Origin of the sequence: Microcella sp., from assembly GCF_019739195.1 — a bacterium.
Taxonomy (GTDB): domain Bacteria; phylum Actinomycetota; class Actinomycetes; order Actinomycetales; family Microbacteriaceae; genus Microcella.
Map to the genome: position 1 here is coordinate 2,098,179 of NZ_JAHHDS010000003.1, position 21,245 is coordinate 2,119,423.

Consider the following 21,245-nt stretch of genomic DNA (forward strand, 5'->3'; position numbering starts at 1 on the left):
GCGGCAGGTGCCGCTGGGGTGACCGACAGGTCGCGCGGGTCAGCGCGCTGCACCTCCCGGGGCCTCTCCGACGCGCGACGCCAGCGCGGCGACGCGGTCGATGAGGTGGTCGAAGAACGCTGCGGGATCGGTGTCGACGACGATCGCGGCGTTGGGCTCGCGGCCCCAGAGACCTGCGTAGTCGGCGATCGTCTGGCCGCGGCTGAGCGTGCCGCCGAGCTCGACATCGACGGTCGCCGGCCGAAGCGTGACGATCTCGGGGTGCAGTGCCACGGCGGCGGCGAACGGGTCGTGCATGTGCGCGAGCCACCCCTGATCATGCGTGACATGAAACTCGAAGTAGAAGCGCACGGCGTCGGTGAGGTGCCGCAGCACGGGGTTCTGTGCCTGCGATCGCGAACCGAAGGGGCTGTCGGGCGTCAGCGCGGCATCCTCGTCGCCGATCGCGGCGGCGATGCGCTGCAGATGCTCGGGCTTCATCTCGATGCGCTCGGTCACGTCAAGCGCGCAGACGATCGGAGCGCGCTCGGGCGGCAGGCCGCTGAACGCATCGAAAACGATCTTGGCGCTCTCGGGGTCGACGGCAATGTTCCACTCACTGACGGGTGTCGTGTTGCCCGAGTGGTGGAAGCTGCCGCCCATGATGACGAGGCGCTTGAGCAGCCGCGGCAACTCGGGGTCGATGCGCAGGGCGAGCGCGAGGTTCGTCAGGGGGCCCGTGACGAGTCCGATGACCTCGCCGGGCGCGCTGCGCACCGCGTCGATCCACACCTGAGTGGCGTGACGGTCGCTGATGGCGGTGCGGGGCGCGGGCAGTTCGGCGTAGCCGATTCCCTGGAGGCCGTGGGTCTCTTCGGTCGTCATGAGGGGGGCGAGCACCGGAACCTCGCTGCCGAGGGCCACCTCGATGCCCTCGACCCCGCACAGTTCGAGCCATGCGAGGTTGTTGATCGCCACCTGGCGGGCCGGAACGTTGCCGGCCGTGCACGTGATGCCGAGAATCTTCGCCTCGGGCGACGCGAGCAGGTAGAGCAGCGCCAGGGAATCGTCGATGCCGGTATCGACATCAAGGATGAGGGGAATGGTGCGTGTGTCGTCTGACATGGAGCCTTCTCTCACAGTGCTCCGCCGCGTCAAGGCGAAGGAGCAGGGACCGGGTGGTCAGGAGGGCGGGGTCGACCGTGTCGCAGGGCGGGGGCCGACCTATCCAGTCAAGACACGTGCTCCGTTTCATCAGATCAGAGAGTCGGGCTGAGCCCGGTGCGGGCAACCATAGCGCCGCGCTGGCACGCGTGTAAAGAGCCGGGCGCGCGTGTCTGGCAGCGGGCGCGCCGGTTTACATTCGAGGTGGTCGATCTCGCTCGGTGAGCGAGTCGCGTGCCGCTCGCTTCTAGGCTGAGGGGATGCTGCTGCCGTTGAGCCGCGCGATCGCGCCCGACCTCGACTGGCGCGAGCGCTGCGCGTCGACCAACACCGAGCTCGTCGCGCGCGCGGGCTCGAGCCGTGACCTCGCCGTCATCGCGACCGACACTCAGACCGCTGGCCGCGGGCGGCTCGACAGGGTGTGGTCGGCGCCGAGTGGCACCGCGCTCGCCGTGTCGGTGCTCGTGCGGCACGACGCCGGCCTCGCATCCGCTGGCGACGGTGTTTTCGCGACCCACCACTCTGACGCAATGGGCGAGCGCACCGCCCCCGACCCGCGACGGCTTGGCTGGTTGCCGCTCATCGCGGGCGTCGCCATGACCCGCGCCGTGCAGACGCTGGGGGTCGGCCGCGCCGGGCTGAAGTGGCCGAACGACGTGCTCGTCCACGACCGCAAGCTCAGCGGCATCCTCACCGAGCTCACGAGCATCGGCGTCGTGATCGGCGCGGGGCTCAATCTCTCGATGACCCAGCCTGACCTGCCCGTGCCGACCGCGACATCCCTCGTCATCGAAGGGGTGGAGGCAGACGACGCGCTGACCGACCGTGCTCTTGCCGCATACCTCGGCGAGCTGCTGCCGCTCGTCGCTCAGTGGCGAGCGGCCGACCTCGAGCTGCTGCCGTCGATCGTCGTGCCGCACCTGCAGACTCTCGGTCGCGCTGTACGGGTCGAGCGCCCCGGTCTGCCGGTGACGCTCGGCACCGCGATGCGGCTCGATGACGACGGACGCCTCATCGTGCAACCGTCGGCCCAGGGTTCGGCGCTCATCGCCGTGGCGGCCGGAGACGTGACGCATCTGCGGTATGAATAGGGCATGACGGGGGAGAGCCGCCAGCCCGAGCGGGCCGTGTCGCGGTTGCGCCCGCACGCGCGAGCCCTCGTGCTGCCCTCGATCGTGCTGGTTGCGGTCGCCGGTGCGGCGTCGTACGGCGCGTTCGCGCTCGATGAGCTGTGGCTGCAACTGGCCGCGCTATTCGTCGGGCTCGTCGTCATCGGGCTGCTCTGGCTGCTGCCGTTGCTGAGCTGGCTCAGCACGCAGTACTTGATTACGACGCGTCGCATCGTGCTGCGGCGCGGGCTCTTCGTGCGCACCCGGCAAGAAGTGTTGCTGAGTCGCGGGCACGACGTCACGGTGCGCCGAGCAGGTCTGCAGTCGGCGTTCCGGTCGGGTGATGTGCTGATCAACACGGGGCTCGACCGCCCGGTCGTGCTGCGTGATGTGCCGCGCGCCGACCTCGTAGCCGAAGCGCTCACCGATCTGCTCGAGGCCAGCACGACGTCGATCGCCACGGTGCGGCGTCCGCTCGACGACGAGCCCGCGGCCGCGCGTCGGTCGCGTTCCGCGCGCTAGGTCACCCGCTCGCGCACGGCTCGCGCACCGCTCGCTCGCCCGCATTCGCACCGCACGCCCAGGCCGCGCGCATCCACCCGCACTGGCACCCGGCACCGCACGTTCACTTGATCGTCGTCTTCTGCTCGCACGTCGCTCACTGCCCCCGCGAGCGCCGCTCGTACCGTGAGGCCATGCGAATCTCGGTGATCGGGTGCGGCTACTTGGGCGCGGTGCACGCCGCGGGAATGGCCGAGCTCGGCCACAACGTCATCGGCATCGATGTCGACGCGCAGAAGATCGCGGCGCTCGCTCGCGCTGAGGCTCCGTTCTACGAGCCGGGCCTGCCCGAACTGCTGCGCGCGCACCGGTCGCGACTGCTGTTCACGACCGACGTCGCCGCGGCGCGGGATGCTCGCGTGCACTTCATCGCTGTCGGAACCCCGCAACGCCCTGACTCGCCGGCTGCCGACACGAGGTTCGTCGACGCGGCCGTCGACGCTCTGCTGCCGCACCTCGCACCCGGGCACCTCGTCGTCGGCAAGTCGACGGTGCCGGTGGGCACGGCGGAGCGTCTCGCCGCCCGCGTGCGCACCACGGGCGCCCGCCTGGCCTGGAACCCCGAGTTCTTGCGAGAGGGCCGCGCCGTCGACGACACGCTCCACCCCGACCGACTGGTCTACGGTGTCGAGCCCGACGACGACACGAGTGTCGCTGTGCTCGATGCCGTCTACGCCGCGCCGCTTGCTGCGGGCACTCCGCGCATGGCGACCGACCTTGCGACCGCTCAGCTCGTGAAGACGGCGGCCAACGCCTTTCTCGCGACCAAGATCTCGTTCATCAACGCGATGGCCGAGGTCGCCGAGGCCTCGGGCGCTGACGTCACGCTGCTCGCCGACGCGATCGGCCTCGATGCCCGCATCGGTCGCGCCTTCCTCAACGCCGGGCTCGGGTTCGGCGGCGGATGCCTGCCGAAAGACATCCGCGCTTTCCGGGCCCGCGGTGATGAGCTCGGCGTCGGTGAGGCGCTCGCCTTTCTCGGCGAGGTCGACAGCATCAACCTTCGTCGTCGCACGCGCGTGGTCGACGTGCTCGAGCACGAGCTGGGGCCGCTCATCGGGCGCCGCATCGCCGTGCTCGGCCTCGCTTTCAAGCCCGACTCTGACGATGTGCGCGACTCGCCGGCGCTCGCCGTCGTGCAACTGCTGCGCGAGCGCGGCGCGGTCGTCGTGGCCACCGACCCGGTCGCGATCGAGACGGCACGACTGCGCGACCCGCTGCCGATCTACGCCGCGACCGTCGAGCAAGTGCTCGAGGGCGCCGAGGCTGTCGTGCTCGCGACCGAGTGGGCCGAGTACCGAGGTCTCGACCCGGTCGTCGCCGGTTCAGGCGTGGCGAATCGGCTCGTCGTCGATGCCCGCAACGCCCTCGACGTCGACCGCTGGCGTGATGCCGGCTGGGTCGTGCGCGGCCTCGGTCGGGCGCATGCGTCGCGCGTCGAAGACCCACGAGCGGTACAGCGCGAACCGGAACACGCTACCGAGCGCCAGCCCGATCACGTTTGACGCGATGTTGTCGGCGAGCAGGCTCGTGAAGCCGAACACGTAGCGCGAGATCGCCAGGCACGCGACGGCGATGAGCAGTCCGCCGATGCTGACGAGCGCGAACTCGACTACTTCGCGTCCGGCAGGGCGTCGGTGCTCGAGTCGAAAGGTCCAGTAGCGGCTGCCCACCCAGTTGACGATGATCGCGACCGAGGTCGAGATCGTCTTGGCGATGATCGGGCCCTCGGCGATGACCGCCGGGTCGAGCACGGTGAGCCGCAGCACGTTGAACAGGGCGATGTCGACGATGAGCCCGACCAGTCCGACGGCTCCGAAGCGCGCGAGCTGGGTGACGAGTACGGGCATCTCACCTGGGCAATCGGTCGATCGGCGTGCGGGCTGCGAGGTCGGTCACCCCTATGCGTGTCACTGGTGCCGCCCGTCTCGGCCAGAATGGGCTCAAGAGTTCGAAGTCTATAAGGAGTCGCATGCCCGTCGTCGGCGTCATCGGTGGTGGCCAGCTCGCGCGAATGATGATCCCTCCGGCGGTCGCGCTCGGCATCGAGCTGCGGGTGCTCGCCGAGGCGCCCGATGCCTCGGCTCGTCTCGCTGCCACGGCTGTCGGCGACTATCGCGACGAGGCCACGGTGCTCGCGTTCGCGCGCGAGTGCGACGTCATCACGTTCGATCACGAGCACGTACCCCAGGCGGTGTTGCAGGCGCTCGTCGCTGCCGGCTCGGCCGTGCATCCGGGGCCGGATGCTCTTCTCTACGCGCAGGACAAGCTCATGATGCGCGAGCGCTTGTCGCGGCTCGGCGTGCCGCAGCCCGACTGGGCGCGGGTCTCGACCGCTGACGAGCTCGCCGCATTCCTCGCCGACCACGGCGGCCGAGCCGTCGTGAAGACGCCGCGCGGGGGCTACGACGGCAAGGGTGTGCGCATGGTTTCTCAGGCGAACGAGGCCGACGACTGGCTCGCCGACGGGCCGGTGCTGGCGGAAGAGCGGGTGTCGTTCCAGCGCGAGCTCGCGCAGTTGATCGCGCGCCGGCCGAGCGGACCGACCCAGTTGTGGCCGCTCGTCGAGACGGTGCAGCGGGGCGGGGTGTGCGCCGAGGTCATCGCTCCGGCGCCGCATGCGAGCGATGCGGTCGAGCGCGCTGCGGCTGAGATCGCGACGACGGTGGCGAACGGCGTCGGGGTGACGGGCGTGCTCGCGGTCGAGCTGTTCGAGTCGACCGACGGCCGTGTGCTCGTGAACGAGCTCGCGATGCGCCCGCACAACAGCGGACACGTCACGATCGATGGCTCGATCACGAGCCAGTTCGAGCAGCATCTGCGGGCCGTGCTCGACTGGCCGCTGGGCGACACCGAGCCGCTCGCCCCGTGGGGGGTCATGATCAACGTCTTTGGCGAGCTGCCCCCGCCCGCGATCGCGGCGGCACTGGGCCATCAGCCGACAGTCAAGGTGCACGCGTACGGCAAAGGGCCGCGCGAGGGCCGCAAGGCTGGCCACGTGACGGCGATCGGCGACGACCTTGACGAGACCGTTTACCGTGCGCGCGCGGCGGCCGCCCACTTCGACTAGCAGCTCAATCCGGCGCAACCCGCGGCAACCCGACGCAACCCGACGCAACCCGGCCCGTCCCAGAGCCTCTTCGCAGCCCAGACAAGCCTCGCCCAGCCCCGCGGGAGACTACCGCGTTAGGCGACGCGGCACGGCTCGAGCGCCCGCCGCGATACGAGCGAGCGAGTCGGTAGCTCGATCGGCTCCCGCGGGTCGCTACCGCTGTCAGGGGGCACCGCTCGATACCCGTCGAGGCCGTCGGGCCCCTGGCGTCTTTCGATGCGCCAGCCGTTGTTGTGCACGAGCAGGTGATGGTGTCGGCAGAGCAGTATTCCGTCAGCGACATCTGTTCGACCGCCCTCGGTCAACCACGGTTCAATGTGGTGCGCTTTGGGCTTGCCCGGGTTTGACGGACGGTTGCCGTTTGCAGCTTCAGTTGTAGTGAATCGGCGACTTGTAACCAAGGCTGGAATGCAACCTGTGGTTGTTGTAGGACCAGATATAGCCGAATAGCCTCGCCCTCGCATTGGCCCGCGTAGCGGGCTGCCCGACGGGATAGAGCTCTTCGTTCTTCATTGAAGCGAACCAGGATTCCATCACGGCGTTGTCGCGTGGATCCTTTCGCTCCCCGATCGAGACTGTCATCGAGTGTTCAGCAGCGAGGTTGATCCAGTCGTGGGATGTGAACTGGTATCCGCGGTCCGAGTGGATGACGCATCCCGGCGATGGTTGGCGGATCTTGATTGCCTCTCGCAAGGCGGTCATGACCGTCCCGGGAGCCTCCTTCGAATCCGTGGCCCAAGAGATCACTTCCCGATTGAACGCATCGAGCACGACGGCGGCGTGCAGCCACCCTTCCCCGGTGCGAATCATCGTGAGGTCGGTGAACCACAACCGGTTCGCTGCTGCGGCAACGAAGTGGCGTTGCACGACGTCGATGATCTCGACCCGTCTCACCGTTGGAACAGAGCGTTTGCGGGTTCCGATGCGCCCGCGACGCGCGTGCAGGCCGTTCTCACGGAGCAATCTCGCCACCCGATGCCGGCCGATCCGCATCCCCTGCAACAGCAAAGCTTGATGCATGCGCGGAGCTCCGTAATAGGGAAAGTCGGCGTGAATCGCCTCGATCTTCTCCAGCGCGGCGGCATCCTCGAGATCATGCCGACTCGGGCCGCGAGAGATCCAGTCGTAGTAGCCCGAACGGGAGACCCCGAGCACGCGACACAGCATCGTGACGCGTCGAGAAGGAGCTCTTGCCTTCTCCGCCGCGATCCACCGATAGATCTCTATCGGTGTCGCCTGGCGAAGAAGGCCAATGCTTTTCCCAGAACCTCTAACTCCTCATTGCGTTCTGCGAGCTCCCGCTCGAGCCGGGCAACTTTGGCCTTATCCGATTCCGGCGGCTCCCCGGGTGGCGGCTGCGCAGATTTCTTGTCGGCCACTCTCACCCAGTTCGAGATGGTCGTGGCCGACAGGTCGAACTCCCTCGCGAGGTCCTTGAACGTTCGACCGCGCCGGTAGAGCTCGACGACTTGATCCTTGAACTCCTGCGAAAACTCCCGAGCCATGAGAACACCTTCCCGCGACCAATAGGTCGCTGTCACGATGTCCGTCAAACCCGGGCAAGCCCACTTCGCACCACGAGGGTGGCCGTTCGCACCCCGCCCAGCGGCACCCTCCGTCGCGGACCGCGAGCGCAATGCGCTGGCGTACCGTGAACAGCCGCTGCGCGCGACCTACGTCGAGGGGCTGCCCTGTCGACGAGATAAGTATCGGAGTCTGCGAACCCCCGCACAGCAGGCGCAGCACGGTCGGAAGGGAGACGACCTCGGTCTGCCCCTCGATCTCGCCAGCCCCGGAGCCCTCGCGCACGTCTCGAGCCGTGACGACCACTCTCACCGACGGAGCGCCGGTCGACAGCAGTTGCGACGAGTCGGCTGCTGCGCCGACCCTCAACAGATCGAGGAACACATCAGAGGCGTACTGGTCGGGGCTGCGGTCATCAGCTCGCATGCGGTCGATGAGCGCTACGTCGTCGGGGGCCAGGAAGGTCGGCCCGCCCCTTCGGGGAGACGTCGCGCGGTCGTAGAGCTCGGTCACGATGGCCGCCGACTCGGGGTCGAGCAACCAGGTCGCCCGCGTCATGCCGTCAGCGCCACGATGGACGCGCAACGAGCGCGCGTGGCGTCGAGCGGCTTCGCGCTCGGCGATTCCGGCGGTGTCGAGCTCGTCGCGCAACTGGCGAGCTCGGCGGTGCAGCCGGTCGACATCGAGCGTGTCGATTTCGGCGAGCAGTTGCATCACGGCGTCGTGCAAAGCCGCGGCACTCACGGTCTCGCTCACGTCACCGAGGCCACTGCGAACGGATTCGAGTGCGGCAGTTGACAGCCGACCCTGCTTGACAGGATCGATCAAGGCGCGGGCCCACACCGGAAGCGCCGGTTCGCCCGACGAGCTCGCGTCGTCGGCCGTGGTGGTGGCGAGCATCGACCCCGCACGCACCGCGATGCGGGCATCGTGTCGCGACGCCCCGGTGGTCACACGCACCAGTTCTTCGGGTGTGCGGTGCCCGCGCCGCTGAGCGAGGCCCGAGTGGGCGAGCTGCGGAGTCGAGCGCCAAGCGACCTCGCCGGCGAGCACGGCCGAGCGCGCATCCACTAGCCGGCGCACCGTCGCCGCGCGATCGAGCGCTTCGAGAAGTGCACTGTCGTCGAGAGAATGTGCGGCCTCGTCAGCACTCTCGAGCAGCGCGTGCAGCGCCGCGTCGAGTGAACCGAGGAGTGAGGAGGTCATGCATCGAGTGTCTCAAGATTCGAACATGTGTTCTAGGCCGTCGGGCAATCTTGGGATAGCGGCTTGCCGTCGCCGGCTGTGGAGGAGTGGTTGGGGCGGGGCGGGGCGGGAGAGGTGGAGGAGTGGGTGGGGCGGGGCGGGAGAGGTGGAGGAGTGGTTGGGGCCGGGCTGCACCACCCGGCGCCACGAGGCGAGCACCCGGCCGACGCGGGCCGCCAGGGCGCGCCGCCACCCCCCGCACGCGACCCGCGCCTACCCTGAAGGCATGAATGCTCCCCTCGTCGCCGTCGTGATGGGCTCCGACTCCGACTGGTCGGTGATGCACGACGCCGCGACCGCGTTGACCGAGCTCGGCATCAGCCACGAGGTCGAGGTGCTGAGCGCCCACCGCACTCCTGACGCGATGATCGCGTACGGGCGCGCGGCTGCGGGCAGGGGCATCCGCGTCATCATCGCCGGCGCAGGTGGCGCCGCCCACTTGCCGGGCATGATCGCGAGCGTGACGACGCTGCCGGTAGTCGGTGTGCCCGTGCCACTGAAGACCCTCGACGGCCTCGACAGTCTGCTGAGCATCGTGCAGATGCCCGCGGGCATTCCGGTCGCCACAGTGTCGATCGGCGGGGCGCGCAATGCGGGCATTCTGGCGGCGCGCATCATCGGGTCGACGGATGCGGCCGTCGCCGCCCGACTCGCCGCCTTCGCCGCAGAGCTCGAGCAGACGGTGGCCGGCAAGAACGCCGCGCTGAAGGCGTCGATCGGCCAGGGCGCCGCGTCGCCGGATCCCGGCGCCGCACCCGCGCAGTGAGTACCCGCACGTCGAACCCCGCCGCGCACCAGCGGGCGGCGCAGCACACGTCTCCGCTGCGGTTTCCCGATCAGCGCGACCCCGACCTCATGGCTCGACGGGCGTGGTGGCTGCTGGGGCTCAACCTTCTGGTGCCGGGCAGTGCCCAATTGCTCGCGGGCAGCCGTCGCTGGGGCCGGTTCGCGGTCGGGGCGACGTTCGTGCTGTGGCTCGTCGCGCTCGCCGCGGTCGCGCTGTTTCAGCTCTGGCGCCCCGCCGCGCTGACGCTGGCGACGAATCCGATCGTGCTCTGGATCGCGCAGTTCGCCCTGCTCTTCTACGCCGTGCTGTGGCTGCTGACGACGGTCAATGCGTTCGCCTTGGCCCGGCTGGTGAAGGCCCGCCCCTCGTCACGAGCGCCTCTCGCCGTCTTCGTGGCGCTCAGCATCGTGCTCGCGACCGGAACCGCGGGCTACGCCGCCTACCTGACGGGGGTGGGGCGGGATGCTCTCGGCGGCGTCTTCGCGGGCGGCGGCATCGAGCAGCCGATCGACGGGCGCTACACGATCTTGCTGCTGGGAGGCGATGCGGGCGAGGACCGCATCGGTCTGCGGCCCGACAGCATGACGCTGCTGAGCATCGATGCGTCGTCGGGCGCGGTGTCGATGGTCGGGATTCCGCGCAATCTCTACGACGCGCCGTTCGTCGACGACTCGCCTCTCTGGCAGGCCTGGCCGAACGGCTTCGACTGCGGCGACGACTGCCTGCTCGCCTACCTCTACCCGTGGGTCGAAGAGCACCCTGAGCTCTACCCCGATGCCGAGCGCGAGGGCAGCACGCCCGCGATCGAGGCGATGAAAGACGCGGTCGGCGGGGTGACCGGGCTCACTGTGCAGTACGCGGTTCTCATCGACATGGCGGGTTTCGAAGACCTGATCGATGCGCTCGGCGGCGTCGTCGTCACGGTCGATGAGCCAGTGAAGCTCGGCATCAACGGCGGACCGGTCGTGGGCGAGATCGCCGCGGGCGAGCAGCGCATGAGCGGGTACACCGCGCTCTGGTACGCACGCAGCCGCTACGACCTCACCGATTTCGACCGCATGCAGCACCAGCGCGACATTCAGGAGGCGATGCTGCGGCAGCTTGACCCGGCGACGGTCGTCACGCGATTCGAGGCGATCGCCGACGCATCGAGCGAGGTGGCGCGCACCGACATTCCGCAGGCGATGCTCGGGGTGCTCGGCGACCTCGCGGTGCAGTCGCGCGAACACGAGATCGTCCGGCTCGAGCTCGCACCGCCGCTCGTCGACAACCAGTTTCCTGAGTTCGCGAGCATTCACGAGCTGGTGCTCGAGGCGGTCGCTCCGAGGCCGACCCCGACGCCCGAGCCCTAGTCCGCTACAGGTCGGCGTGCAGCTGCCAGACCTTCTCGGCCGAGTCGCGCCAGCTGTAGACGCCGGCGCGATCGCGCCCGCGCACGCTGAGCTCGTCGGCAAGGGCGCTGTCGTCGAGCACGCGTTGCACGGCGGCGGCGAGGCGCTCGGGGTAGGTGGCGGGCGACTCACGCTCGACGACGAGCCCGGCATCGGCGCACACCTCGAGCAGCGCAGGCGCATCGGAGTGCACGACGGGGGTGCCGAGGCTCATGGCCTCGATCGCGGTGAGCCCGAACCCGGTCGCAATGCTCGGCACGACGGCGACGCTCGCGCGCGAGTAGGCGACGGCGAGGTCGGTGTCGTCGAGGTCGCCGAGGGCGATGATGCGGCCCTCGTCGAGATGCGCGGTGTGGGCGAGCTCGGCGAGCTCGTCGGGCGTGACGCCCACGAGTACGAGCGGCACGTCGGGCGCGTGCGTCTCGGCCATGGCCCAGACGAGATCGACGATGCCGCTGCGCCGGTCGAGCGGCCCGACGGCGATGATGAAGCGTTCAGGCAGGCCCATGGCCGCAGAACGCGAGTCGCTACTCGGGCCCGGGTTCAGCGTGGCGCTCGGTGCTCCACCGATGACGCGCACGCGCTCGCCGAGGTCGAGCACGCTCGCCAGCTCGTCAGCGACCGCGTGGGTGGGCACGACGACGGCGTCTGCGTACCGCTCGGCCCGGCGGGCCATGGCCTTGACCCAGCTGACGCGTCGGCCGGGAAGGGTCTCGGGATGGGTCCAGGCGACGGCGTCGTGCACGGTCACGACGAACTGCTCGCCCGGATTGTTGACGGGGTCGTGACGGTAGAGCGGGGCGAGCAGGCTCGGCGCGTGCACCATGCCGCTGCCGGGCAGCCGCGAGAAGCCGTGCTGCCAGGCCGCCGCGAGCTGGCGGCGGTCGAGGGCGCTTTTCGCGAGGCCGTCGAGCCCCGGCAGGGCCGCTTCGATGCGGTCGTAGTCGGCTTCGGGCGACGAGGGCACGAAGCCGGTGACACGGCAGTCGCGGGGAGCGGTGGCGATGAGCTCGCGCGTGAGCTCGATCGTGTAGCGGCCGACGCCGTGCGGAATCTCGGCCCCGGCACCGTCGAGCACGACGCGCAACGTGGTGGCACTCACTCGAACATCCCCTCCGCCATGGCCTCGTCGAGCGCGACGCGCCACGGCCGCATCGGGTCGAGGCCGATGCGTGCCCAGCCGTCATGGCCGAGCACCGAGTGGGCGGGCCGCCGTGCCGGCCGCGCGAAGCGGGCGCTGTCGGTCGGCTCGACTGTAGCAGTGTCGCCGCCCAGGTTCTCGACGATAGCTCGAGCGAATCCGTACCACGTGGTGGCCCCAGAGGCGGTGCCGTGCAGGGTGCCCGAGCGCAGGCCGGTCGCAAGCATCCGCATTGTCTGCTCGGCGAGGTCGCGCGTGAAGGTGGGCTGACCGTGCTGGTCGTCGACCACCGTGAGGTGGCCGTGCTCGCGGTAGAGCTGCACCATCGTGCGCACGAAGTTGCCCCCGTGCTCGCCGTAGAGCCAGGCGGTGCGCAGCACGATGGTGCCGTCGGGATGCGCGAGTCGAGCCCGCCGCTCGCCCTCGGCTTTGCTGCGGCCGTAGGCGCTCGCCGGTGCGAGGGGGGCGTCTTCGGGGTAGGGCACGGTCGCGTCGCCGGCGAACACGTAGTCGGTCGAGTACTGCACGAGAACGGCACCGGCGGCGGCGGATGCTCGCGCGAGATTCTCGGCCCCGGCAGCATTGACGGCCATCGCCTCGGCTTCGTGGGTCTCGGCGTCGTCGACTCGGGTATACGCGGCCGCGTTGAGCACCGCATGGTGGCCCGCCACTGCGTCGAGGCACGCGGCGGGGTCGGTGATGTCGAGCGCCCCGCGGTCGAGCGCCGTGACCTCGTGACCCGCGCGCTCGGCGGACTGTCGCAGGTCGGTGCCGAGCATGCCGCTCGCACCGGTGATCGCGATGCGTATCGGCGAACCGCTCGCTGGGGTCACTGCCCTTGCGCCCGGTAGCGCGCCTCGGTGGCGTCTTTCTGCGGAGCCCACCAGGCTTCGTTCTCGCGGTACCACTCGATCGTCGCCGCGAGACCCGCGGCGAAGTCGGCGTACTGGGGCTGCCAGCCGAGCTCGGCGCGCAGTTTGCTTGAGTCGATGGCATAGCGCAGGTCGTGGCCGGGGCGGTCGACGACGTGGTCGTAGGCGTCGGCAGGTTGGCCGAGCGTGGTGAGAATCAGTTCGACGACGTCTTTGTTGCTCTGCTCGCCGTCGGCGCCGATGAGGTAGGTCTCGCCGATGCGGCCCCGCTCGAGAATCGTCAGAACGGCGGCGGAGTGGTCGTCGGCGTGAATCCAGTCGCGCACGTTGAGGCCGGCCCCGTACAGCTTGGGGCGCTCGCCGCGCAGCACGTTGGTGATCTGCCGGGGAATGAACTTTTCGACGTGCTGATAGGGGCCGTAGTTGTTCGAGCAGTTCGAGATCGTGGCCTGCAGGTCGAATGACCGCACCCATGCTCGCACGAGCAGGTCGCTGCCCGCCTTGGTCGACGAGTAGGGGCTCGAGGGGTTGTAGGCGGTGGATTCGGTGAAGCGCGCCGGGTCGTCGAGCTCGAGGTCGCCGTAGACCTCGTCGGTCGAGATGTGGTGGAAGCGGGTGCCGTGGCGGCGCGCCGCTTCGAGCAGCGTGTACGTGCCGATGATGTTGGTGTCGACGAAGGGGCGGGGGTCGTCGAGCGAGTTGTCGTTGTGGCTCTCAGCGGCGTAGTGCACGACGGCGTCGGCGGCCTCGACGAGCTGGTCGACGAGCGCCGCGTCGCAGATGTCGCCCTGCACGAACGTCAGGCGGGCATCCGAAAGGCCGGCCAGCGACTCGCGGTTGCCGGCGTAAGTGAGCTTGTCGAGCACCGTGACGTGGTGGTCGGTGTGCTCGATCACGTGGTGCACGAAGTTCGAGCCGATGAAGCCGGCGCCGCCGGTGACGAGAAGGTTCACCCGCCGATTCTAGTGAGCGGCCTCCGGCCCGCTGCCGTCGAGCAGCGGAGTCTCATCGACCAGCGGCAACGTGATCGGCCCCGTCTCGGCGGGTACGAGGGCGGCCGCTGAGCGGTAAGCGACGCGGTGGGCGGCCACGAAGGCGTCGTGGCGGTCGGTTGCGGGCAGCACGAGCGCTTCGCCGGCCGGAAACGCCGTGGCCCGCTCGAGAGCGACGGCGGTCTCGCGGCCGGGCACGATGATCTCGTCGCTGATGCGCACGGCCGCGCGCAGGGCGAGCCGGCGTAGCGGTGCGCGGCGGCGCACCGGCTGGCCCGCGTCGTAGAAGCTGAGGTCGTGCACCGTGACGACGCGCGGCCGCGTGAGCAGCAGCGGCACGGGCGGCCAGGGGGAGTGCACGGCGTCGACGTCGTGGCGGCGGGCGATGCGCGGCAGCGCGAACTGGCGCCACAGCATCCGCACCGCCCTGAAGCGCAAGCCCCGGGGGCCGCTCTCGACGATCGCGGCGGGGGCGAGGCGGCGATAGTGCTCGGCGTCGCTCCGCCGGCAGGTGATCACGAGGTCGCCGTCGAGGCCGGTCGCGAGGGCGTCGACGTAGTCGGCTGCAGCGTCGTCGTTCAGGCGCGCCGCGGTCGCATCGAGCAGCACGAGCACACGTGCACGGCGGGGGCCGTCGGTCGCCCTGGGCATGCCCTCACTGTCGCACGCCGAGCCGCTGGGGCACCAGTACCCCGTTGCTAGGCTGTCGACCGTGCTGATCCGTGAGCTGACGGTGCCGGGAGCCTTCGAGGTCACACCCCGGCAGTTCGATGACGACCGCGGCACCTTCTACGAGTGGTACCGCTTCGATGCACTGGCCGAGGCGGTCGGCCACCCTCTCGATCTGCGGCAGGGCAACGGCTCGGTGTCGCGCAAGGGCGTCGTGCGGGGCATCCATTTCGCGGATGTTCCGCCCAGCCAGGCCAAGTACGTCACGGTCGCGCACGGTGCGGTTCTCGACTTCGTGGTCGACATCCGCGTCGGCTCGCCGACCTTCGGCCAGTGGGATTCGGTCGTGCTCGACACGGTCGACCGGCGTGCGCTCTATGTGGCCGAGGGTCTCGGTCACTGCTTCGTCGCCCTGACTGACGACGCCGCCGTGAGCTATCTGGTGAGCGAGGTGTTCGCGCCGCAGCGCGAGCACGGCATCACGCCGCTCGACGAGACCGTCGGTCTCGACCTGCCGTTCGCACGCGACGAGCTGCTGTTGTCAGAGAAAGACCTCGCGGCGCCGACGTTGCTCGAGGCCGAGCGCGACGGGCTGCTGCCGACCTGGCAGGCCACGACCACGTTCACGCGTTCGCTCGACGAGAGCTGGGCCGGCCGATGAAGGGCATCATTCTCGCGGGCGGCTCGGGCACACGACTGTGGCCGATCACCAAGGGCATCTCGAAGCAGCTCATGCCGATCTTCGACAAGCCGATGGTCTACTACCCGCTGTCGACACTCATGATGGCGGGCATCCGCGAGATTCTCGTCATCACGACGCCCGAATATCGCGCCCAGTTCGAGGCTCTGCTCGGCGACGGCGGCGACCTCGGCATCAGCCTCAGCTACGCTTCGCAGCCCTCGCCCGACGGGCTCGCGCAGGCGTTTCTCATCGGCGAGCAGTTCATCGGCGACGACAGCGTCGCCCTCGTGCTCGGCGACAATATCTTTCACGGCGCGGGTCTCGGCTCGGCGCTGCGGCAGTACCGCGAGATCGACGGCGGCCTCATCTTCGCGTACCAGGTGGCCAACCCTTCGGCGTACGGCGTGGTCGAGTTCGACGCAGAGGGTCGCGCTGTGTCGATCGACGAGAAGCCCGCGCACCCGAAGAGCGACTACGCCGTGCCGGGGCTCTACTTCTATGACAACAGCGTCATCGAGATCGCGAAGTCGATTCGCCCGAGCGAACGAGGCGAGCTCGAGATCTCGAGCGTCAACGAGCACTATCTGCGCGCGGGTCGTTTGCAGGTGCACGCCCTCGATCGCGGCACCGCGTGGCTCGACACGGGCACGTTTGAATCGATGATGCAGGCCTCAGAGTATGTGCGGGTCATCGAAGACCGGCAGGGCTACAAGATCGGCTGCATCGAAGAGATCGCCTGGCGCGCGGGCTGGATCGACGACGACCAGTTGGCGGCTCTCGCCGCTCCGCTCGCGAAGAGCGGGTACGGCACCTACCTGCAGCGACTGCTCAGGCGGTAGCGCGTGGCCATGACCTATGGTCGCGAGCTCATCGCCACTCGTGAGCTGCTGCTCAACCTGACTATTCGCGAGGTCAAGGGCCAGTACCGCCGAACCGCGCTCGGCCAGCTCTGGTCGATCATCAACCCGCTCGCCACGATGCTCGTCTACACGCTCGTCTTCTCGTTCCTGCTGCGCGTGCCGCCGCCGCCGGGCGAGCCCAGCGGGCTCGACATCTATGCTCTGTGGCTCATGTGCGGCCTGCTGCCCTGGACCTACTTCACGCGCATCGTGAACGGCGGTGTCGCCTCGATCACGAACAATGCCGGGCTCATCACGAAGGTCTACTTTCCGCGCATGCACCTGCCGTTGTCGGTCACGCTCTCGACGGGCATCACCTTCGGCGTTGAGCTCGGCGTGCTCACGATCGCGCTCTGGATCTTCGGCGGCTTCCCGTTGCCGTGGTTGCCTCTCGTGGTGGTCGCCGTCGTGATTCTCGCGATGTTCGGCACAGGCCTCGCCATGATGCTGGCGATCGTCAACGTGCACTTTCGCGACACCCAGCACTTCGTGAACGTTCTGCTGCCGATGTGGATGTTCTTGACGCCGATCATCTACCCGTTCTCGCTCGTCGAGTCGGCCGCAGAAGAGTCGGGGGCCTGGGTCGTCACGGTGTTTCAGCTCAACCCGATGCTGCACATCGTGGAGCTGTTCCGCGCCCTTCTCTATGACAACACCCTGCCCGGCCCGCTCGACTGGCTCGCAGCGATCGTGGCGGCCTCGGTCGTCTTCGCGCTCGGCTACCTGGTGTTCTCGCGGCACGAGCGGCGATTGGCAGAGCTGCTGTGAGCGGGGAATCCGCGCGCGCCGACGAGGCCGCGGTCGTCGTCGACGGGGTGTCGAAGAAGTTCCGGTTGTTTCACGAGCGCAACCAGACGTTGAAGTCGGCCGTCATGCGTGGTCGGCGCATCGTCGCCGACGACTTCTGGGCCGTGCGCGACGTGTCGTTCACGGTGCCGCACGGCGAGACCTTCGGCCTTGTCGGCCGCAACGGCTCGGGCAAGTCGACGCTGCTCAAGATGCTCGCGCGCATCTACCAGCCCGACGAGGGGCGCGTCGTGCTCAACGGCCGGGTCTCGTCGATGCTCGAAGTCGGTTCTGGCTTTCACCCCGAACTCAGCGGGCGCGAAAACATCTTTCTCAACGGTTCGATCTTGGGTCTCACGCGCAAACAGGTGGCGGCGCGATTCGACGAGATCGTCGACTTCTCGGGCGTCGAGACCTTCATCGACCAGCCGGTGAAGAACTACTCGTCGGGCATGTATGTGCGGCTCGGTTTCGCTGTTGCCGTGCACACCGAGCCCGACATTCTCATCGTCGACGAGATTCTCTCCGTCGGTGACGGGGCTTTTCGCGAGAAGTCGCGCAAGAAGTTTCTCGAGTTCACGGGCCAGGGTCGCACCGTGATTCTGGTCTCGCACTCGCTCTCCCAGATTCGCGAGATGTGCCAGCACGTCGCCTGGTTGCACGGCGGCCGGCTGCGGGCGCTCGGGGCGGCCGACGAGGTCGTCGAGGCCTATGAAGACTCGATCGAGTCAGAGGCGAGCTAGCGGCCCGAGTGTGACGAGCGCGCCGGGTCGCGTCACCGCGAGCCGCGCGCGAGCACGGCTGATCGCACGCTGAGCCCGACGCCGAGCGCCGCGCGCACGGGCCACAGGTGCCACCCGGCGTACTTGCGGCTGATGAATCGCCGAGCCGAATCGTGGTGGGCCCGAATCATGACGCTCGAGTCGCTCGCTGTCGTGTGCGCGCCGACGTGCGTCACGGCTGCGCCGGGTTCGAAGCGATTGCGGTACCCGGCCTTGCCCAGGCGGTAGCCGAGGTCGACGTCTTCGAAGTACATGAAGTAGTGCTCGTCGAAGCCGCCGAGCTCGTCGAACGCCGTACGGCGCACGAGCAGGCAGGCGCCCGAGAGCCAGCCGGCATCGCGAGCGGCGACGGCCTCGTCGTCGGCCCGATAGCGCCGAGTCCACGGGTTGTCGTGCCAGAGATTCACGAACAGCGCGTGGCCCACGCCCGTGCGCAGCGACGGCACGCGGCGGGCAGAGGGGTAGACGGTGCCGTCGGGGTTGAGCACCGCGGGGCCGATCGCGCCGATGCGGTCATCGCTCTCTCCGACGGCGACGAGCGCGTCGATGACGCCCGGGTGCAGCACGACGTCGGGGTTGCTGACAAGCACCCAGTGCACCTCGTCGGGCAGGGTCGCGACGCCCGCATTGATCGCGCCCCCGTAGCCGGGGTTGTTCGGCTGAGCTACGTAGGCGGCACCGATCTCGGCGGCGAGTTCTTCCGCCCGAGAGTCGGCGTCGGGCCGGTTGTCGACGACGACCGTGTGCACGAGCTCGCTGCTCGCCCCCGCGATCGAGGCGAGAAAGCCCGGCAGCACCTCATTCGAGCGGTAGGCGACCGTGACGACGGCGACGCGGGCGGTGCCGGGTTCGCCGGCCTGCGCGTTCGACTGCACGTCACCCCCGGTCATGATGCTTCGAATCCTAGTAGCGCGCGTCGGGGCACCCGTAGGCTGGCCGAGTGGCAGACGCGAGCATCTCGGTGGCGATGTGCACGCGCAACGGCGAGCGTTTCGTCGCGCGGCAGGTGCAGAGCATCCTGAACCAGCGCCCCGCCCCGCTCGAGCTCGTGGTGGGCGACGACGCCTCGACCGACGGCACGGTCGCCGTCATCGAGCGCGAGCATGCCGCCGCTCTCGCCGCAGACTCGAGTCTGCCGTCGAGCCTCACGATCATTCGCCGAGACCCTGCGCTCGGGGTGACGGCCAACTTTGCCGCGACGATCGCTGCGTGCAGCGGCGGCCTGATTGCGCTCAGTGATCAGGACGACGAGTGGATGCCCGGCAAGCTCGCCGCCCTCGCCGCAGCGTTCACGGCCGACCCCGAGCTGCTGCTCGCCCACACGGACGCGCGCCTCGTCGACGGCGACGGCGTGCCGCTCGGCAACACGCTGCTCGACGCTCTCGAGGCGACGCGAGCCGAGCGCGAGGGCCTTGCCGCGGGTGAGGCGCTGCCCGTGCTGCTGCGCCGCAATCTCGTCACGGGCGCCACGGTCATGCTGCGGCGCTCACTGCTCGAGAGCGCGGCACCGGTGCCTGCCGAGTGGGTGCACGACGAGTGGCTCGCGACGGTCGCCGCCGCGGTCGGTCGCGTGCGACTGCTGCCCGAGCCGCTCATCGACTATCGCCAGCACGGCGCCAACGAGATCGGGGCACGGCGACCCGGCCTCGCCGACAAGCTCGCCCGCCTGCGCGAGCCGCGTGCTGAGCGTGCCGCGCGACTGGCGCACCGCACGGCTCTGCTGGCCGAGCGCGGCCGCGCCCTCGGCCTGCCTGCGGCCGTGCAGGCGCAGCTCGATGCGAAGGCCGCGCACGAGGCGCGCCGGGCCCGCCTGCCCCGAGTGCGTGTCGCGCGCGTGCCCGCCGTGCTCGCCGGTGCGGTCGCGGGCCGCTACGGGCGCTACAGTCGGGGCGCCATGGATGTTCTGCGCGATCTCGTGACCCCCGCCGGCGAGCTGCCGGTCATGACGCTCGCCGACCCGCCGCGCGAGGGCACAGCATGACGCGCGTGCTGATCATCACGGGCGACCCGCTGGCTGCGGCCATGGCGGGCCCGGCCATTCGTGCCCTCAACATGGCGCTCACGCTGCAGAGCGCGGGGCACGAGGTGAGGTTGGTGTCGACGACGAGGGCCGAGCATCCGTCGCCGCCGGTCGAGATGTTCTTCGTGGCGCCCGGCGATGAGCGCGGCATCGCGGCGCACGAACGCTGGGCCGAGGTCGTGGTGTTCCAGGGCTACGCGAACACTCAGTTCCGCACGATCGCACGCACCGACCGCATGCTCATCGCCGACGCCTACGACCCCATGCACCTCGAGATGCTCGAGCAGGGGCGCGAGCTGCCGCCGGCCACCTGGGCCCTGCGTGTCTCGACGGCGCGCGACGCCCTCAACGACCAGCTGCGGCGCGCCGACCTGGTGCTGTGCGCGAGCGAGCGGCAGCGGCTGTTCTACCTCGGCCAGCTGGCGGGCCTCGGGCGTTTGAGCCCCACGACCTACGCCGACGACCCCGACTTGCGTGGGCTGCTCGCCGTGGTGCCCTTCGGGCTCGAGCCGAGCCCTCCCATCGCAGATGCGGGCAGCGGGATGCGCGGCGTCGTTCCCGGCATCGACGCCGACTCGCGGGTGCTGATCTGGGGCGGCGGGGTCTACAGCTGGTTCGACCCGCTGACCCTGATTCGCGCGGTGGGGGTCGCGCGCGAGCGCGTGGCGGGCATCCGTCTCTTCTTTCTTGGCACTCGCCACCCGGGCGTCGATGAGATGGGCATCGTGCGCGAGGCCTTCGACCTGGCGACGTCGCTGGGGCTCGAGGGGCGCGAGGTCGTCTTCAACGACACCTGGGTGCCCTATGACCGCCGCGGCGCGTATCTCGTTGAAGCCAACGCGGGTGTCAGCACCCACCACGTGCACGTCGAGACGACGTTCTCGTTCCGCACGCGCATTCTCGACTACCTGTGGGCGGGGTTGCCGATGGTGGTCACCGAGGGCGACGGCTTCGCTGAACTCGTCGAGTCAGAGGGCCTCGGTCTCGTGGTGCCGGCGAACGACGTGGATGCTCTCGCCGACGCCCTGACCCGCGTACTCGCCGACTCGGCCGAGGTGCGGCAGTGGAGCGCGAACGTCGCCCGCGTGCGCGAGAGCTTCGTGTGGTCGGTCGTGCTGCAGCCCCTGCTCGAGGCGGTCGCCCACCCGCGCCGCGCCGCCGACGCGACGCCGGGCCGCGACGCCATGGGAGTGGGCGCGCGCACCGCTCGCACCGCCGGGCTCGGCCACACGGTGCGCATGACCCTGCACCACCTGCGGGCTGAGGGCATCTCGGGTGTGACGTCGCGCGTGCGCAAGCGCCTCGGTCGCTAAGCAGAGCCGCCCCGGCCCGCCTGCTGAGCCGAACCGCCCGCCCCTCGCCCGCCGAGCCGCCGCCCCTCGCCCGCCGAGCCGCCGGCCCTCGCCCGCCGAGCCGCCGGCCCCCGCCCGCCGAGCCGCCCGCGCTCGCTACCGCGCGCGCCCTTGAGCGTCGCGCGGTAACGGCCTCGGTTCACCCAGACTCGTGAATGCAAGGAAGCTCTCGAGCACA

The 21,245-nt window shown here is 69.5% G+C and carries 20 protein-coding genes and 2 pseudogenes; 12 read left to right on the top strand and 10 right to left on the bottom strand.

Features of this window, described 5'->3' with window-relative positions; all coding sequences use genetic code 11:
- Positions 1-39 precede the first annotated feature (39 nt).
- Positions 40-1,104 (bottom strand): nucleoside hydrolase, encoded by a 1,065-nt coding sequence (locus KL788_RS11950; RefSeq protein ID WP_293171914.1) that lies wholly within the window; start codon positions 1,102-1,104, stop codon positions 40-42.
- A 299-nt stretch (positions 1,105-1,403) separates the two neighbouring features.
- On the opposite strand from KL788_RS11950, the gene KL788_RS11955 reads away from it, so the two are divergent.
- The 3 genes from KL788_RS11955 (at position 1,404) to KL788_RS11965 (ending at position 4,318) form a co-directional block, all read left to right on the top strand.
- The gene (locus KL788_RS11955; RefSeq protein WP_293171916.1) at positions 1,404-2,234 is read left to right on the top strand and encodes a biotin--[acetyl-CoA-carboxylase] ligase; all 831 of its coding nucleotides are present in this window, start codon (positions 1,404-1,406) and stop codon (positions 2,232-2,234) included.
- A 3-nt stretch (positions 2,235-2,237) separates the two neighbouring features.
- Complete coding sequence (locus KL788_RS11960) at positions 2,238-2,774, top strand: PH domain-containing protein (protein WP_293171919.1); 537 nt, start codon at positions 2,238-2,240, stop codon at positions 2,772-2,774.
- Between the two features lie 173 nt (positions 2,775-2,947).
- Positions 2,948-4,318 (top strand): UDP-glucose dehydrogenase family protein, encoded by a 1,371-nt coding sequence (locus KL788_RS11965; protein WP_293171922.1) that lies wholly within the window; start codon positions 2,948-2,950, stop codon positions 4,316-4,318.
- Here KL788_RS11965 and KL788_RS11970 read toward each other — a convergent pair.
- Positions 4,313-4,663 (bottom strand): annotated as a pseudogene (locus KL788_RS11970) (GtrA family protein); the annotation flags it as partial. The gene KL788_RS11965 and the pseudogene KL788_RS11970 sit on opposite strands and share 6 nt — an antisense overlap.
- A 53-nt stretch (positions 4,664-4,716) precedes the next feature.
- Between KL788_RS11970 and KL788_RS11975 the strand changes: the two are divergent.
- On the top strand, positions 4,717-5,883 hold the full coding sequence (locus KL788_RS11975) for a 5-(carboxyamino)imidazole ribonucleotide synthase (protein WP_428846122.1): 1,167 nt from the start codon (positions 4,717-4,719) through the stop codon (positions 5,881-5,883).
- A gap of 411 nt (positions 5,884-6,294) precedes the next feature.
- Here the strand turns inward: KL788_RS11975 and KL788_RS11980 are convergent, their stop codons facing one another.
- The 3 genes and pseudogenes from KL788_RS11980 to KL788_RS11985 all read right to left on the bottom strand — a co-directional run.
- The gene (locus KL788_RS11980; protein WP_367120447.1) at positions 6,295-7,179 is read right to left on the bottom strand and encodes an IS3 family transposase; all 885 of its coding nucleotides are present in this window, start codon (positions 7,177-7,179) and stop codon (positions 6,295-6,297) included.
- Positions 7,149-7,430 (bottom strand): transposase, encoded by a 282-nt coding sequence (locus KL788_RS14125; protein ID WP_293171584.1) that lies wholly within the window; start codon positions 7,428-7,430, stop codon positions 7,149-7,151. Before KL788_RS14125 ends, KL788_RS11980 begins: the two co-directional genes overlap by 31 nt.
- A 124-nt stretch (positions 7,431-7,554) precedes the next feature.
- Positions 7,555-8,655: pseudogene (locus KL788_RS11985) on the bottom strand (DUF222 domain-containing protein); the annotation flags it as partial.
- 265 nt (positions 8,656-8,920) lie between these two features.
- Here KL788_RS11985 and purE point away from each other — a divergent pair.
- Together purE and KL788_RS11995 are read left to right on the top strand one after the other, a co-directional pair.
- Complete coding sequence (purE, locus tag KL788_RS11990; RefSeq protein ID WP_293171928.1) at positions 8,921-9,460, top strand: 5-(carboxyamino)imidazole ribonucleotide mutase; 540 nt, start codon at positions 8,921-8,923, stop codon at positions 9,458-9,460.
- Positions 9,457-10,833 carry an LCP family protein gene (locus KL788_RS11995; protein WP_293171931.1) on the top strand — a complete coding sequence of 459 codons (1,377 nt, stop codon included), beginning with the start codon at positions 9,457-9,459 and terminating at the stop codon, positions 10,831-10,833. The genes purE and KL788_RS11995 overlap by 4 nt, the downstream gene beginning before the upstream one ends.
- A 4-nt stretch (positions 10,834-10,837) precedes the next feature.
- On the opposite strand, the gene KL788_RS12000 is transcribed toward KL788_RS11995, so the two are convergent.
- The 4 genes from KL788_RS12000 to KL788_RS12015 are packed head-to-tail and all read right to left on the bottom strand — an operon-like array spanning position 10,838 to position 14,528.
- Positions 10,838-11,974: a glycosyltransferase family 4 protein gene (locus KL788_RS12000; RefSeq protein ID WP_293171934.1), complete on the bottom strand. Its 1,137-nt coding sequence runs from the start codon at positions 11,972-11,974 to the stop codon at positions 10,838-10,840.
- Complete coding sequence (gene rfbD / locus KL788_RS12005) at positions 11,971-12,846, bottom strand: dTDP-4-dehydrorhamnose reductase (protein WP_293171937.1); 876 nt, start codon at positions 12,844-12,846, stop codon at positions 11,971-11,973. Before rfbD ends, KL788_RS12000 begins: the two co-directional genes overlap by 4 nt.
- Positions 12,843-13,838: a dTDP-glucose 4,6-dehydratase gene (gene rfbB / locus KL788_RS12010; RefSeq protein WP_293171940.1), complete on the bottom strand. Its 996-nt coding sequence runs from the start codon at positions 13,836-13,838 to the stop codon at positions 12,843-12,845. The genes rfbD and rfbB overlap by 4 nt, the downstream gene beginning before the upstream one ends.
- 9 nt (positions 13,839-13,847) lie before the next feature.
- Positions 13,848-14,528 carry a glycosyltransferase gene (locus KL788_RS12015; RefSeq protein ID WP_293171943.1) on the bottom strand — a complete coding sequence of 227 codons (681 nt, stop codon included), beginning with the start codon at positions 14,526-14,528 and terminating at the stop codon, positions 13,848-13,850.
- Positions 14,529-14,589: 61 nt separating this feature from the next.
- Between KL788_RS12015 and KL788_RS12020 the strand changes: the two genes are divergently transcribed.
- Genes KL788_RS12020 through KL788_RS12035 form a run of 4 tightly spaced genes read left to right on the top strand, consistent with a single transcriptional unit; the run spans position 14,590 to position 17,656 of the window.
- Positions 14,590-15,207: a dTDP-4-dehydrorhamnose 3,5-epimerase family protein gene (locus KL788_RS12020; protein WP_293171946.1), complete on the top strand. Its 618-nt coding sequence runs from the start codon at positions 14,590-14,592 to the stop codon at positions 15,205-15,207.
- Entirely contained in the window at positions 15,204-16,067 is an 864-nt protein-coding gene (gene rfbA / locus KL788_RS12025; RefSeq protein WP_293171949.1) for a glucose-1-phosphate thymidylyltransferase RfbA, read from the top strand. Before KL788_RS12020 ends, rfbA begins: the two co-directional genes overlap by 4 nt.
- 9 nt (positions 16,068-16,076) lie before the next feature.
- Positions 16,077-16,895 (top strand): ABC transporter permease, encoded by an 819-nt coding sequence (locus tag KL788_RS12030; protein WP_293173343.1) that lies wholly within the window; start codon positions 16,077-16,079, stop codon positions 16,893-16,895.
- Positions 16,892-17,656 carry an ABC transporter ATP-binding protein gene (locus tag KL788_RS12035; protein WP_293171952.1) on the top strand — a complete coding sequence of 255 codons (765 nt, stop codon included), beginning with the start codon at positions 16,892-16,894 and terminating at the stop codon, positions 17,654-17,656. The genes KL788_RS12030 and KL788_RS12035 overlap by 4 nt, the downstream gene beginning before the upstream one ends.
- A 32-nt stretch (positions 17,657-17,688) precedes the next feature.
- On the opposite strand, the gene KL788_RS12040 is transcribed toward KL788_RS12035, so the two are convergent.
- Entirely contained in the window at positions 17,689-18,585 is an 897-nt protein-coding gene (locus KL788_RS12040; protein ID WP_293171955.1) for a glycosyltransferase family 2 protein, read from the bottom strand.
- A gap of 50 nt (positions 18,586-18,635) precedes the next feature.
- Here KL788_RS12040 and KL788_RS12045 point away from each other — a divergent pair, with 50 nt between their 5' ends.
- Together KL788_RS12045 and KL788_RS12050 are read left to right on the top strand one after the other, a co-directional pair.
- The gene (locus KL788_RS12045) at positions 18,636-19,676 is read left to right on the top strand and encodes a glycosyltransferase family 2 protein (protein ID WP_293171958.1); all 1,041 of its coding nucleotides are present in this window, start codon (positions 18,636-18,638) and stop codon (positions 19,674-19,676) included.
- On the top strand, positions 19,673-21,028 hold the full coding sequence (locus KL788_RS12050) for a glycosyltransferase family 4 protein (RefSeq protein ID WP_293171961.1): 1,356 nt from the start codon (positions 19,673-19,675) through the stop codon (positions 21,026-21,028). Before KL788_RS12045 ends, KL788_RS12050 begins: the two co-directional genes overlap by 4 nt.
- The last annotated feature ends 217 nt before the right edge of the window (positions 21,029-21,245 follow it).

Coding starts and splice junctions, on each gene's coding strand:
- KL788_RS12015 (WP_293171943.1), bottom strand. CDS start 14,528: ATGCCCAGGGCGACCGACGGCCCCCGCCGTGCACGTGTGCTCGTGCTG.
- KL788_RS12030 (WP_293173343.1), top strand. CDS start 16,077: ATGACCTATGGTCGCGAGCTCATCGCCACTCGTGAGCTGCTGCTCAAC.
- KL788_RS11955 (WP_293171916.1), top strand. CDS start 1,404: ATGCTGCTGCCGTTGAGCCGCGCGATCGCGCCCGACCTCGACTGGCGC.
- KL788_RS11960 (WP_293171919.1), top strand. CDS start 2,238: ATGACGGGGGAGAGCCGCCAGCCCGAGCGGGCCGTGTCGCGGTTGCGC.
- KL788_RS12050 (WP_293171961.1), top strand. CDS start 19,673: ATGACGCGCGTGCTGATCATCACGGGCGACCCGCTGGCTGCGGCCATG.
- rfbA (WP_293171949.1), top strand. CDS start 15,204: ATGAAGGGCATCATTCTCGCGGGCGGCTCGGGCACACGACTGTGGCCG.
- KL788_RS11950 (WP_293171914.1), bottom strand. CDS start 1,104: ATGTCAGACGACACACGCACCATTCCCCTCATCCTTGATGTCGATACC.
- KL788_RS14125 (WP_293171584.1), bottom strand. CDS start 7,430: ATGGCTCGGGAGTTTTCGCAGGAGTTCAAGGATCAAGTCGTCGAGCTC.
- KL788_RS11975 (WP_428846122.1), top strand. CDS start 4,717: ATGCGTGTCACTGGTGCCGCCCGTCTCGGCCAGAATGGGCTCAAGAGT.
- KL788_RS12040 (WP_293171955.1), bottom strand. CDS start 18,585: ATGACCGGGGGTGACGTGCAGTCGAACGCGCAGGCCGGCGAACCCGGC.
- KL788_RS11965 (WP_293171922.1), top strand. CDS start 2,948: ATGCGAATCTCGGTGATCGGGTGCGGCTACTTGGGCGCGGTGCACGCC.
- purE (WP_293171928.1), top strand. CDS start 8,921: ATGAATGCTCCCCTCGTCGCCGTCGTGATGGGCTCCGACTCCGACTGG.